Below are 14,493 nucleotides of genomic sequence, written 5' to 3'. Positions count from 1 at the left end.
TCAGTTTTAGACCGAAAAAATAAGTTACTCGGAAATATGTTACTTGGTGAGCTATAAATGAATGTAGAAATCAGAAATTATCGTAATAAGTAAAATCCTTTGTGATTACTCCGTTTTCAATCGTGAAGATGGTACAGATGGGTAAAACAAAAGCAGATTTATCGGGAGCAGTCCCTTTTGAAATAAATTCTACAACAATGTGTTTTTCGCCAGCGAGATAAATATTAGTAACAGAATCTTTAAGGTCTGGAAAAGCTTGGTTTAATTCGCTATATTTTTTAATAGTTTGTTCATGCGTTTGTTTTACGATACTTTGTCCTAAAGAAGGGTCTTTAAAATCAGCAGTATCAGCATACATACTTGCCATTTTCTGCCAATCATGTTGATTGAAATACTCAAAATATTGTTTGATAAAAGCTTCGTGAGGATTGGCAGAGGTAATTGGCTTTTCAGTAGAATTACAAGCGAAACAAGTGAATAAAATAATAAGAAGAACAAGATTTTTCATGTACTTTCAAGGTTTTAGTTTGGGTTTTAATTTGTTAGATAAATATACTTTAAAAGCCTGAAAAGATGAAATAAAGGTTTGTAGATAAGCTAGTTAAACTAATTTTTAATTTAATAAAAAGTTTTTGAATTATACTTTTTTCTATTAGCAAGCGAATTAATTCGCCTGCTAATAGAAAACCCCACGCTTCTCCAAATTGGAAACAGCTTAGGAATGGTTTCGTTAAAAGCCATAAAGCCTCTCTTTAAATCCCGAAGGGATGTCAGGATTATAGCAATAAATTGAAATATCGTTTATAGAACCCTGAAAGGGTGAAACATTTAATAGTATCACGCCTTCGGGATTTATTTATTTATACTAATTGCACAAAAAAACGGCATCAAGAAAACATATTCCTGATGCCATTTTTTGATTAATCACACTGAGTCAATTCTGTTAAAAACCGCAATTTCCCGCAAAAAAGAAGGAGTATTCCTATTCTGAGATAGAAATTTGGTTATTAGAATAGCAAATCTCCTACCTAAAACCGCAATTATCCGTAAAAAAGAAGGGAATTTTCTTGTTAATACCGCAATATTCCGCAAAAAAGAAGGAATTTTGCTACTTGAAGAAGCAACTTTCCATAAAAAAGACACAAATTTTCCTCTTTTATATGGAAAATTGGGGTAAAAAGAGGAAAATTTTATCCTTTTTGTGCTTGTGTTTCGTAAAAAAGTAGTGATTTTTGGTGGGCAGATTTCGCTTAAAACTAACTGAGGCTCAGTCATGAAAGGTAAAATAGCCTATTTTTCTTAACCACATGATGATGTGCTTCGTTTGCTAAAGCCAGCCGATGTGCGTAAATTTGAGGAAAATTGCCGACGATTATTTGTTACATATTGATTTTCAATACTCTTTCTGTTTCTATTTAAGCTGTGATAAGCGTCATGGCACGATTTTCTTATCAGATACATAAACATAATCCTTGCTTTTTATTTTACTCTTCAAAAATCATGAAAAAACTTTCTAACTTATTTTTGGCCCTTTTAGTGGCTTTGGTTTCTGCTTGCGGTGTTACGCCAGATATTCAACCAACAACTGTTGACAATACTTTGCCTGCTGCAACGGGTGGACTAGATGTTACTTTTACTGACCCAACTATCAACGCTACGTCGTCTGTAGTGGCGGCTAATGGCGATAACGTAAACGTTTCTTTATTAATTAAAAAAACAGCTTCGGGTGGGAAACCACGTATCTTGAGAGTATTTGTTGAGACTACTGCGAATTACCGTCCAGCCAATGCAACGCCTTTGTTTGAAATTAAATTGAAAAATAAAGACGAGCAAACACAAACAGTTGAATACACTGTTTCACCAACTTCTGGAAAAGTATATATTCACTTTGATGTGTATGACAATACTTCAACAGATGCCAACAGTACTTCTGCTAACGTAACTCGTAGAACTTTGGTAGTGAATGTTTCTTCACAAGCACAGATTGCTTCTTGGCCTTCAATTACTTTAGGAGCGCAGTCGAATGCTGCAGGTTCAAGAGTAACTTCTGCAACGGGTGATATTTATAAAGTATGTGACTTAGATTCAAATATGAAGTATGTAGATATTACGTATGCTTCTGTAGGTTCGCCTGTGAAATCAACTTTGATGTCGAATCCTGCTAGAAGTGCAAGCTTTAGCTTAAGCACTGTTGCTACTGCTACAGATTGTTCGGGTTCTTATACTGGCGGAGGTTCTGCTACTTATTTTGCAGTGGCGCCAACAGCGGTTGACTTTGCTACGGCTGATGATTTAACATTGGGAGCTTTAAGTATCTCGAATACTGCACCGCAATTTATTGCGATTGAAGCTGGTAAAGTTTATGCTTTCTTGAATGGTAGAGGCAAGAAAGGACTTATCAAAGTGAATAGTGTAGTAGCGGGTGTGGCTGGTACAGTTAGCCTTGATATTAAAGTACAAAAATAATGGGCTGTCGATAATTCGGTCTTGCTATTTATAATAAAACGAGCCATTTTTCACTGAAAAATGGCTCGTTTTATGTCTATTTAATAATATCTATTTCGCTGGCTTTTTGAAGATTGCTTCATCTACCTTTGGATTCAATTTGATTGATTCTGTTTCTATCGTCATACTTCCACCCATCGGACTAGGCGTTTCCATCGTATGTGCAAAGATTAGACCTTCTATTGGTTTAAAGTTTGAATATGTCACTTCAGCATCAATTTCTTGTCCTTGAACTTTACGCTTTCCACTTGTTTTTAAAGTATAATATGTTGAAGTTGAAAGATAAATATTAGTTTCTTCTCCGTTTTTTTCTACCAATTTCAATTTGTAAGCATCAGCACCATCTATTTTTTCAGTACCTACTAATTCTAAGGTTGAACCATTTTCTTTGTAGCCAATCAATGAACCTCCTAAATTTAACTGTTTACGAGACTCTCTTACCATAGCTAATGGCATATCTTCTGGTGCTCCAGTTCCTTGCATCATAGTAGGTCTGATAGACCAACCTGTTTCGCCATCTACTACCGTAACAATTTCTTGCCCCATTACAGAAATATCCGTTCTTAAAGATTTCCCAGCTACAATTACAGTTTTACTTTCAATATCCATGCCTTGCACCGAAAACTTATTTTTCATCTCTATGCTTTTCAATGCTTTCCATTTTTCTGCACCTCCAATTGCCTCAATATGTTTTGTTACAATTTCATCGGCTGTTTGTGCAAAAGCACTTGCTGTTGTTACCATAACAACCAAAGCAGCGCTTATCATTTTTGAAAATTTCATGTTTATGTTTGTGTTAAATATGTTTGAATTGATTTTAATTGTTTTGGTTTTCCGTAAATACAATTTGTATCTAATTATGTTTGAAATGTAGCAAGGAATATTTTTACCACAAAACACTATCATGACAATCAGTGATTTTGGAGGATGAATGGAGAAGTGTTTTGAGTGATGAGTTTTGAGTGATGAGTTGTGAATTTTGAGTTAGTGATTGAGTGAGTTGTGAATTAGTGATTTAATGAGTTGTCGATTTAATAAAGTAAAATAGATTACTCTTTTCTTTTGATTAACTTCATTTAAAAAAATGCTTAACCTTATTCATAACAAATTAACTAATTCACAACTCAAAATTTACAACTCAAAATTCACAACTCACTAACTCTCAATTGCCTCTGTTGCCAGTTTGTTTTTAGGAAACGATTTTAAAGCTATTACCAAAGCAATAATTGTTAGGAAAGCTGCCATCATAAATGCTGCTCCAGGAAAGAATATTGGCGCATCATCTGCTGAAAAGTAAGCAAATAAATTAGAAGCTAACAAAGGTCCGAATATAGTAGTAACACTTTGTAAGCTTGTCAAACCTCCTTGTAATTCCCCTTGTTCATTGGCTGGTACTTGTTTCGAAATAATACTTTGTAAAGCTGGACCAGCAATACCACCCAAACCAAAAGGAATCATAAAGGCATACATCATCCATCCTTTTGTAGCCAAAGCAAATAAAGCAAAACCTGCGGCATAAAATAACAATCCTACCATAACAGAGTTTCTATCTCCTAACTTTGGATTGATAATTCTATTTAAACCCCCTTGTACAATGGCAACTACTAAACCCACAAAAGAAAGTGAGTATCCAACTTCTGCCAATGTCCAATTAAATTCTTTCATGGTAAAATACGACCATGTGCTTGGATGCGTTTGTCCTGCCAATTGAAGACAGAAAAATGCACCTACCAAACCTAACACAACTGGATAACGACCTAAGTTTTTTAATGAACCTATTGGATTTGCTCTTTTCCAATCAAAATCTCTTCTATGATCTTGCGACAAAGATTCTGGTAATACAAAATAACCATAAAGCCAATTAAGAAGGGTTAGTCCTGCCGCTACAAAAAAAGGTACTCTTGCACCTATATCTCCTAATACTCCACCAATGACTGGTCCAATGATAAACCCAATACCAAAAGCTGCACCAATCATTCCAAAGTTTTTAGACCGATTTTCATCATTTGAAATATCAGCAATGTAAGCAGAAGCCGTTGTAAAGCTTGCTCCCGTAATTCCTGCAATAATTCTTCCTGCAAAAAGCCATGCAATAGTTGGTGCAAAACCCAAAAGAATATAATCTAATCCAAAACCAAATAGCGAACCTAGAATAATAGGACGACGACCATACTTATCACTTAATCCACCTAAAATCGGAGAAAAAATGAATTGCATAACTGCATAAGCCGCCATCATAAAACCAGAATATTGTGAAGCTTCACTAAGTCCTTTACCAGTAAGTTCTTGTAATAATTTAGGTAAAACAGGAATAATGATTCCGATACCTAACACATCAATAAGAATAGTAATAAAAATAAATAGAATTGCGGGATTGCGTTTTGCCGACATGGGGAGTTTTTGAATTCAGGGATAATTGTTTAGCAAGTTAATCATTTTTTTGATTTTGTTGAGTTTGCTATTATTCGCTTTTGTTGTCACCAATAAATGATATTTTTGCTAATTTAAACATTAGCACTCAAGAATAATGCTTAGGAAATACCAAAGTAAATTCTGTTCCTTTACCTACTTCACTTTTGAAACTAATCGTTCCGCCAAGTTTTTGAGTAAATTCTTTTGTAATGTTCAATCCTAAGCCTGTACCGTCGATATTTAAAACATTATTGGCTCTGAAAAATATCTCAAACAAATGCTGTTGATCTTCTAAAGGAATACCAATACCATAATCTTGAATAATGATTTTAAAATCCTTGTCGTTAATTGCGAGTATTAAACTGGGGTTTGGTGCATCTTTAGAATATTTAAAAGCATTATCAATCAAATTATTGATAATGTGCTTCAACAAAGAAGCATCAGAAAAAATTTCTTTACTTTCTGTAGGCAAAATCAGTTCTAATTTTCGGTTGTCTTTTCTTTCATTATAATATTGGTTGTTAAGTTCTTTAATCAAAGATATAATATCAATGTTCTCTAATTGTAAATTAATTTTATCATTGGCTGATTTCTCCAATAACATCACATCCGAAAGCATTTCGGTTAACCTATTTGCTTGTGAAGTAACTCTGTTGAGATGATGTTTTAATTTATCTTTGACTTCAGCATCCGATAACATATTGGTGTAAATTCCTAGAATGTCAATACTGGTGACAATCGTAGCCAGTGGAGTTCTGAATTCATGCGAAGCAAAAGAAATAAACCTAGATTTCAACAAGTTTATCTCTCTTTCCTTTTCCAATGAAAGTTCTAGCTGGCGAAGCTGTTTTTTAGATTCTTCTGCATTTTTTCTTTCGGAAATATCTATCAGAATTCCATTGAAAATTATTCTATCACCCATAATTGTCGGGCTAGACATCCCTTGAAACCATTTTATTTCACCATTATCAGCTTGTATTCTTCCTTCATAGCTCCAATTGCTTTTACTAATCATTGCTACATAAATAGAATTTAAAAAAGTAATTTTATCTTCTGAATAAATATGTTTGGCTAAATCTTTTTCCTTGCTATCAAAGTCAATTCCAAATATTTCTTGAATTTTAGCACTCAAATACGGAAAATGTGTCGTCCCATCAGCTTCAACGCATAATTGATATACCACTCCCGGTACGTTTTTAGCGAGATTTTTAAACATTAATTCACTTGCACTGAGTTGTTCTTGTGCAAGTTTTTGTTCAGTAATATCAATACTAATTCCAATTAATCTATCAATTTCACCTTGTTCATTAACAAGTGGTATTTTAGATAATAAATACCATACCCGTTTTTTTGTTGGGTCTTCAATCAACGTTTCTTTGTTGATAATTGCTTTTCCTGTTTTGAAAACGGTTTGATCTTCTTCAATAAATATTTTAGCATACTCTGCGGTGAATGTTTCATAATCATTCTTGCCAAGCCCTTCTTTTTCGTCTTTGAATCCTAAATACTCAAGCTCAGCTTTATTGATTAAGGTTTTTCTTGATGCTAAATCTTTTACATAAACATTTAGAGGCAAATTGTCGATGATTGTCCTCAACAAATACTGTTCACTTTTAAGTAATTGTTCGGCTATTTTTATTTTGGTAATATCCATGAAATTCATGATAATACCTTCAATAGAGGGTTCTGCTAACTGATTATTAAAGTGGGTTTCAATCCATAATACTTCACCATTTGGTTTTATGTACCTAAAACTTGCAGTCGGGGAATAATCGGGTTGTTTATAAACTTGTTCAAAAACGATACCTAGCTCTTTTAAATCATCTGGATGAACAGAATTCCTATCGTACTCTTCAATACTGTTGATCCCAAATATTTTTTTTCCGACAGGGCTAATATCTATGATTTCTTTGTTGGCATTTACAATTGCGATACCTTCAGTACTTTTTTCAATAAGAGCTTTCAAACGATTTTCTCGTTGGATAACATCATTTTCTGCCTTTTTCTTTTCTGTAATATCTTGTGAAGTAATTCTTATTTGAATATTTTTTCCATTTTCGTCTTTGTTGAGCTTGGCATTCATAACCAAGTATTTTATTTGTCCATTAGGCATTTTTAAACGAAAATCAAGATTTAAATACTTGTTTTCTGTCATCATTAATTGATGCTGTTCAAGTAATTTTTCTCTATCATCTTCATGAACATAGTTAAAGGCATCAGTTAAATTGAGTGGACTTTGTGCAAAATCAATTTCAAAAATATGATACATTTCATCCGACCAGAAATGATTTTCTCCTACCAAATCGACTTCCCAATAGCCTAACTTTGCTATATTTTGTGCAGCCAATAATTGTTCATTCGTTTTTTGTAAAGCAACTTCGTAAAGTTTCCTTTCGGTTATATCTTTGCCATAACAGGCAGTTCCTATTACTTTACCATCAAGTTTAATTGGATAAAATGAAACCTCTCTCCATAAATCTTTTAAATAAGAAATATTGTATTGCACAGTAAAGGTTTCTCCTTCAAATGCTCTTTTATAATAAGAAGTAAATAGCGCTAAATGAGATGGGCTAAATGTCAGCGTTTCAAGGATATTTTTTCCCGGAAAAATATTTTCTTGGATGTACTCGAAAACTAATTTTTCGTAAGCAGTATTAAAGGAAATTAAACGACAAGACGTATCTACACTCCATACAATATCAGAGGTATTATCAATCAACGATTTTAAATTTTTGGCATCAAATTCTTTTTGTTTTCTTGCCAAAACTTGTTCATTAATATCTCTAAAATTCAGTAAAACTGTTTTTATAGCTTGATTTTCAAGTAAGTTGTGAATAGTAGTTTCAAGCCATTTTTCAGTACCATCGGGCATAATAATTCTAAATTCCATCTTTTCCGTTTGAGTCGGATTAGCGATTACAGCTAAGAAAAGATTAGCCAATGTTGCAATATCTTCAGGATGGATATTTAATTTATTCTTAATTGTACTTGTATTTTCGTCGTTGTAGAAACCCAATATTTTTTTACCAGATGGACTAATCTCTAAAATTGTACCTTCAACATCCACTAATGCAAAGCCTTCAGTGAAGTTTTCAATAATAGAGCTAAAGCGTTTTTCTATCATTTTATAACTCTCATCTGTTGCTCTACGAATAGAAATATCCTTGAAATAGCCATGCCAAATAATTGAGCCATCAACATTTACTTCTGGATTTGCCAATACTCGTATCCAACGAAAATCATGTTCGTCCTGTTTGATTCTGAATTCATAAAACCAATTAGATTGCTCTTTTTGAGAATTTTCAAGAGTGGTGAAAAAACTTTGATAATCTTCTTCGAATATAGATGCAAAGTAGATAGACGGAGTGCTTTGAAAAGTAGCTTTATCTGCCTCGAAAAATATGTGTTCAATATCCCTACTAACATAAGGGAATGATATTTTTCCATCAGTAGACAATACCAACTGAAACATTGCTACAGGTGAATTATCAATGCTTTTTTCAATAGTTTGATTTTTGTTTGATGTGCTCTTCACTTTTATTCAGATTATTTTAATGCCATTGAATCAATAAAAGGACTCTTAAATATAAGGATTATATAAAGCGTGATTGATTGATATTACAACTTACATAAAAGTTTGTTAACAAAGAGATAAAAAATAAAAAGCTCGGCAATATTTTACTGTGTTTTTGATAGAAGCCTAAAAGTGAAGGATGAAAGAGAATTATTTTTTTTTTGAAATAAGACTTAGGATTTTTGGGAGATTGAAGGAAGAGTTACAACTTAAATTAATCTGAATTTATAAGATAAAGTAATGAGAGAAGTTTATTGAGGTATAAATAGAGTGGTGTAGAACTATTTACTCATGTAATTTAGTATGCCGAACCCAAATGTTAATTCATTTTTTAGTTTACGGTCATTAATATTAGATAAGTATTAATTTGAATCGAAATAGTTCAATTTTTGTTTTGTGTCAAATAAAAAACCTCCTTATGATTGTCTGTTGAAAACGTTCACAAGGAGGTTGCTTGATAAGGAATCAGAAAATTAGTCGATAGTTGTATCGTTCTTTCTGATGGTATCGTTCGCCAACTCAGCGTCTTTTACTACTTTTTTAGTAAAAGGCATTTTAGGGTTTTGCCAAGTTAAGTACTCTTCTTTTGGCTGGTTTCTAATAATACTCAAGCCCTTTTCGGTTGTTTGAGTACCTGCCTGTTTGTAATTCCTATTTATTGCGACATTTTCACTGATTGGAAAACCTTTTTTATTTTTTTTAGCTGCCGCTGCTGCTTTATTAGGATGTTTGTAATTGCTTGTGCTATACCCAGGGTCACCTGAAGGAACCTCCTGAGCGAACGAACCATAACTTGCTACCAGTAACAAGCCCGCCCAAAAAAATTTAGATTTCATGACAATGTAATGTTTAAGTTTTGTATGTTTTGTTTCAGAATTTACTTTTCCAGAAAGTCTCAGTATTGGAAATGAAATCTTACTGAGCCTTGTAATAAGTGTGAGTAAAAACACTTATTGTATTTAGATAACGAAAGTTGCAACCAAAAATTTTGATTGCCAAATGATGGATTTGAAGGATGAAAGCTGAAGTTTTTAACTGGTTTTTAGCTATTTACAGTTTTTTTTAATGAAATATGATAGAAAATATAGGCTATTTTGTGAAATTATCTTTTAGGTGAGAAGAAGTATAGCTAATTGCTACTTGAAATAGTAGGATGGAGAAAATTGATAAAACAAAAAATATTTTTGAACTTTTATAAAGTGTTTGGCTGTAAAAATGCCCTTGGAATGATGAAATCAATGTTTTTATATAAAAGTAGTATTAAATTTCAAGCTACAAATAAGAAATAACAGCCTTTTTTAAGCTTATAAATACATTTTTAGTCCTAAAAAATAAAATTAAAATAAGTATAAATACTTAAAATAAATTTCAAAAAAAATGGAATTAATAAAAGATTAAACTTTCATTAATTCCATTTTGTGACTTGGAAGTCTAATTTTAATGCTCAAAAAAGGGTTTTACTTGTTGTTGGGCTTTTAATCCTTCCAGAATATCTTTAGTCAAAGGCTTTGATACATAAGAAATTACTTGTTCGTAAGTACTTGCTTTGTCGAGGTCGTGTTGGTCAATTGAAGAACTTACCATTACCACAAAAATTTGATTTTTCAGGGCTTGTTTTTTCAAGGCTTCTAACAATTCCCATCCATTCATTACAGGCATATTGATGTCGAGCAATATTAAATAGGCATCATCTCCATTGTTTTTAATAATATAATCAAATGCTTGTTGTCCATCGGCAAAATTTATTGGAGAATCTGTAAGTCCACTTTTTTTTGCTATAATCGAGTGCAACGTTTGCACCATTTTGTCGTCATCTACTATTAATAAATTGAGTTTCATATTAAAATATTGTTGTGATCTGTTTTAATCGTGTTGTTGATTTTTCGAATAATTCCATCAAGTTCATAAGCAGAATCAAGAATATTTTGCAGAAGTTCTTCCTTACTTAGTTCAACACTATCAAAATCGTTTAATAAATTGATAATTCCCATGATACGTGCCACTGGCGCCCTCACAACGTGCGACTGCATCCATGCAATTTCTCTGAGTTGTTTATTTTGTGCTTCTATTTCTCCAAGATGTTTCTTTTGGTCGTTAATATCCTGAATCATTCCATACAATCTGATCGGTTTTCCTTGGGCTAGTTCTACTCTTCCTTTAGCTCTTACCCATCTTTCTTTTCCTTTAGCAGTAACGATTTGTACTTCTAAATCGTATGGTGTTCCTGAATGTATTGCATTGTTCACCGCTTCAATGATGGCATTTCTGCTTTCACCTTCTTTATAGGAACTCATGCTACTTTCAAACGTAGGTTCATAGTCGATTGGTACTTCATGAATTTTTTTTGTGATAGAGCCCCACGTAACTTTTTTAGTAGGAATATCATACTGCCAACCACCTACACGTCCAATTTCACTTGTTTCTTTTAGAAGTACTTCAAACTTTTTAATATCTTCTAAATCCTGAATCATTCCATGAATCCTAACCGATTTGCCTTCAATTGTTGCTACTCCACCTTTTACTCTAATCCATTTTTCATTGCCTTTTGCTGTGATAATTGGGGTTTCAAAATCAAAATCTTTCGCTTCAGCAACTACTGTATCAATTAATTTTCTAATTCTTTCTCGGTTTTCACCTTCTCGATAAAAATGAAGTATCTCATCTATTTTTACATCGTAATCTAGTGGAAGTTCATGAATTTCTTTAGTGATTTTTGACCATGAAACCGTTTGATTGACTAAATCTATTTCCCAACCACCAACTCTTGCTACTTCGCTAGTCTCTAGTAAAATTCTTTGATTGGTTTCAAGTGCTAGTTCAATTTCTTTGCGATTAGAGATATTTCTGGCAAACATCGCTGCTCCTCTGATTTTATCGCCGTCTTTGATGGGATTAAATCTGATTTCACTCCAAGAACCCCAGATAGAATCTACATTTTGCGAATACAATTCATGGGTAAAGGTTTCGCCTGATAAAACTCTTTCATTAAGTGATTTCCAGTATAGATTTACTTCATCATCAAATCCTTTGATATTATTGATACAATCTCCTTGTTTGATTCTAGTGCCACCAAAATGTTCAATCAGGTTTAAATAAGCATCGTTGGCTGTAACTAAACATTGGTTTTCATCGATACTCCAAACCAAATCATCAGTACTATTGATGAGTGCCGCCGTATTGGTTCTTTCATTTTCAAGAAGTTGAAGATAAAGTTTTTGTTCTGTTATATCATTAATGAGTACGTGGCGAGCTCTTTTTCCATGATGAATTATACCATGTGTGGTTATCAGTACAAAAATTGTTTCTCCATTTTTTTTGATATGCCTCCATTCGTACTGATTTGCCTCTAGTTCATCGTTTGGATTCGAATGGTCGAGGTATTTATAAGCATCTTCCTTTGGTCTAATATCCAAAAGTGTCATTTGTAAAAACTCTTCTCTTGAATAACCATAATGTTTGATGGCTGCATTATTGATTTCTAAAAAGGCAAGGGTTTCAATATCGTAAATCCACATGGGTTGTGGATTAGAAAGGAAAAGTAACTCGTATTGTTCTTTACTTTTGTTTATTTTCTCTTTGTCTTTTTTCCTTTTAGTAATATTTCTGGCATTAATAACTAATTTTTCTACTTGTCCATTCTCATAAATTGGCTGGAATGATATTTCCATCCATTGCTCATTATACCATTTAGTGGCAGGAATATAAGTATCTACTGAAAAAGCATTTCCTAACAAAGCCTTATGGCTTTGTTCTTTAAAAAACTCGATTAATTCATCTGTATAATAATCTTTTAATAGAAATGAATTTCCACCTTTTAGTATTTTTCCAGTATGTTTTTTGATGGTATCAATGTAGGTTTTGTTGGCAGAAATTAGGTTAAGATTTTTGTCTATACACCAGATATAATCATTGGTAGTACTTAGTAATACTTTTAACTGGTTTTTTTCAAAAACGAGTTCCTCTAAATTAAGCTGGTTTTGTTCTATTAATGCAATTGCTTTTTGGGAAAGCGTTCTTAATATTTTTTGTTCTTTGGCTGAAAGCTCAGTAATCGAAGAGTTGAGTAAAGAAATATGCCCTAATATTGCGCCATTAGATAAATACAATGTTTTACTAATGATAGACGCTATACCGTTTTCTATAAAAAAGGCTTCTCGAGGATGCTTGATATTGAAAATATCATCAGAATTGCTGAATTGATATTGGACTAAGTAGCTACTTAGATTGAAATCGAAATTGAAAGAAGTATCATCATCCGACCTATACCATTGCCTTTTTACCCCTAAAAAAGAGAGGCAAATGACTGAAGAGTCAAATATGTTTGAAGCGACATCAAGAACGAGATCAAAATCGTTTTCCTGTAGGGCTTCAATTTGAATTGTAATAAATTCATTTGGCGGAGTGAAATTATTCATATCGAATTGAAAGCAGTTTTAATAAGACTTGACTGGCGTGGTGTTCCAAATCAATCTTAATGCAAACTAATGAAAAAAAGTTACATTGTTATACGCATTGTTTTATTTATGTTGAATTTTCGTCACTTAAGTTACTGAAAATAAGTATTAGATGCTATTTTATTAATTATTAATATTTGTAAATTATTGGATAACCCATTTTTTACCAGTGTGTTATGGCAAATATGTGAATACCTACACAGAAATTTTAAAAATATCAGGATAAAGCCTTATTGTTTAGTAAATTTTTATTTGTGAGATTTACTTTAATAACCCAAAAATCTGGATAATTACTTAACCAATTTTAAGATAATGGAAAAACTAGCAAATGCTTTTCAAAAATTTGATGAATATAACAAAACCGATAAACATGTTTTTGAGTGGGAGGAAAAAAGCTATCCTCAAGAATATTTTTTGGCGATTCAATTGTACAATTGGGTACTCAAATTAGAACCAGAAGCAAGCCAAGCTTTATTACTTGCTTCGAGATGCCAGCATATTGGACGTTGGGAAATAGCTAGAGAAAGTTATCCAGATGGAAGAGTTGGGTATTTAACTTGGCGTAAAGATTTGGGGCTTTTTCATGCCTTAAAAGCGAAAGAAATATTACTTGATGTTGGTTTTGACTTAGATGAAATTGCTAAAGTTGAGAGGATTGTCCTTAAACAGAGAATCAAAACTGACCCCGAAGTACAAACAATGGAAAATGCTTTGTGTCTTGTTTTTTTACAATTTCAGTATGAAGAATTTCATACAAAACATGATGCTGAAAAAGTAATCAATATTCTGAAAAAATCTTTGTTGAAAATGGATGCACATGGACATCAGTTTGCATTATCATTAACATATTCTGAAAAAGGATTGTCATATATTCAAGAAGCATTGAAATTATTGGCTTAATAATTTGTGAGCAAAAAGGAATTCTTTTTGCTCACAAATATCAATAAAAAGCACCAGTAAAATAAACGAAGTAATTTAATTACTGGCATTTAGACTTCATAATTCACCCCTTACAATTCATCACTCTTAATTTAAAAGCCTACTCCAAACTGAAAGCCCAATGTATAAGTAGTTGGTCTGTCGTTTCCAAAACGAACAGGAAAAGGTATTGCTATGAAATAATTAGAGTGTTTATTTTTCTTCACTACTTTATTAAGTACTGGCGTAAAGCCATATCTTCCACTTGTCTCAAAAGCCGCTCGTGTCACCAAAGTAAGTCCATGTTTAAAACGAAACATTACTCCCGGATGAAATAGAAAATTGTTCATTTTACTTACGCCATTTTCAGAGCGAATCGTTGGCACAAATTCAAAGCTAAAGCCAATTTTATCACTTTTCAGAATATTGATACCTGTCGGGAAACCAATTGTGTAAATCGCCCCAAAGTTTCCTGTACTCGTACCATCAGCAGACCAAGTATTTAGCGGATGCAAAATTCCCATATAGCCCGCTACTTTTGGGTATGAGTTTTCGACTGAAGTTTGTTGGGCGAAAGCATTTTTAGTTAAAAAAAACAATAAGATAAGTAAGGTAATTTTTGTTTTCATT

Annotated in this window: 10 protein-coding genes; 2 read left to right on the top strand and 8 right to left on the bottom strand. The window is 32.7% G+C overall.

Going from position 1 to position 14,493, the window contains the following annotated elements:
• Window positions 1-70 precede the first annotated feature (70 nt).
• The gene (locus ABID42_RS10315) at window positions 71-508 is read right to left on the bottom strand and encodes a nuclear transport factor 2 family protein (protein WP_367283595.1); all 438 of its coding nucleotides are present in this window, start codon (window positions 506-508) and stop codon (window positions 71-73) included.
• A gap of 992 nt (window positions 509-1,500) precedes the next feature.
• On the opposite strand from ABID42_RS10315, the gene ABID42_RS10310 reads away from it, so the two are divergent.
• Window positions 1,501-2,466, top strand: coding sequence for a hypothetical protein (locus tag ABID42_RS10310; RefSeq protein WP_323255270.1), 966 nt, complete (start codon window positions 1,501-1,503; stop codon window positions 2,464-2,466).
• A 90-nt stretch (window positions 2,467-2,556) separates the two neighbouring features.
• On the opposite strand, the gene ABID42_RS10305 is transcribed toward ABID42_RS10310, so the two are convergent.
• From ABID42_RS10305 to ABID42_RS10280, 6 genes are all read right to left on the bottom strand, one after another.
• Window positions 2,557-3,288, bottom strand: coding sequence for an outer membrane lipoprotein-sorting protein (locus ABID42_RS10305; protein WP_367283594.1), 732 nt, complete (start codon window positions 3,286-3,288; stop codon window positions 2,557-2,559).
• A 372-nt stretch (window positions 3,289-3,660) separates the two neighbouring features.
• On the bottom strand, window positions 3,661-4,896 hold the full coding sequence (locus ABID42_RS10300; protein WP_367283593.1) for a TCR/Tet family MFS transporter: 1,236 nt from the start codon (window positions 4,894-4,896) through the stop codon (window positions 3,661-3,663).
• Between the two features lie 127 nt (window positions 4,897-5,023).
• On the bottom strand, window positions 5,024-8,452 hold the full coding sequence (locus tag ABID42_RS10295; protein WP_367283592.1) for a sensor histidine kinase: 3,429 nt from the start codon (window positions 8,450-8,452) through the stop codon (window positions 5,024-5,026).
• A gap of 512 nt (window positions 8,453-8,964) precedes the next feature.
• A complete protein-coding gene (locus tag ABID42_RS10290) occupies window positions 8,965-9,327 on the bottom strand; it encodes a hypothetical protein (RefSeq protein ID WP_367283591.1) in 363 nt (120 codons plus the stop codon).
• A gap of 601 nt (window positions 9,328-9,928) precedes the next feature.
• Window positions 9,929-10,330, bottom strand: coding sequence for a response regulator (locus tag ABID42_RS10285; RefSeq protein WP_367283590.1), 402 nt, complete (start codon window positions 10,328-10,330; stop codon window positions 9,929-9,931).
• Window positions 10,327-12,906 carry a PAS domain S-box protein gene (locus ABID42_RS10280; RefSeq protein WP_367283589.1) on the bottom strand — a complete coding sequence of 860 codons (2,580 nt, stop codon included), beginning with the start codon at window positions 12,904-12,906 and terminating at the stop codon, window positions 10,327-10,329. The genes ABID42_RS10285 and ABID42_RS10280 overlap by 4 nt, the downstream gene beginning before the upstream one ends.
• A gap of 351 nt (window positions 12,907-13,257) precedes the next feature.
• Here ABID42_RS10280 and ABID42_RS10275 point away from each other — a divergent pair, with 351 nt between their 5' ends.
• The gene (locus tag ABID42_RS10275; RefSeq protein ID WP_367283588.1) at window positions 13,258-13,845 is read left to right on the top strand and encodes a DUF4202 domain-containing protein; all 588 of its coding nucleotides are present in this window, start codon (window positions 13,258-13,260) and stop codon (window positions 13,843-13,845) included.
• Between the two features lie 131 nt (window positions 13,846-13,976).
• Here ABID42_RS10275 and ABID42_RS10270 read toward each other — a convergent pair whose 3' ends face one another.
• Window positions 13,977-14,492: a hypothetical protein gene (locus tag ABID42_RS10270; RefSeq protein ID WP_367283587.1), complete on the bottom strand. Its 516-nt coding sequence runs from the start codon at window positions 14,490-14,492 to the stop codon at window positions 13,977-13,979.
• Window position 14,493 lies beyond the last annotated feature (1 nt).

Origin of the sequence: Arcicella rosea (genome assembly GCF_040543805.1) — a bacterium.
Classification (GTDB): domain Bacteria; phylum Bacteroidota; class Bacteroidia; order Cytophagales; family Spirosomataceae; genus Arcicella; species Arcicella rosea.
Note: the sequence above shows the minus strand (reverse complement) of the source record. Positions and strands in the feature narration are given on the sequence as shown.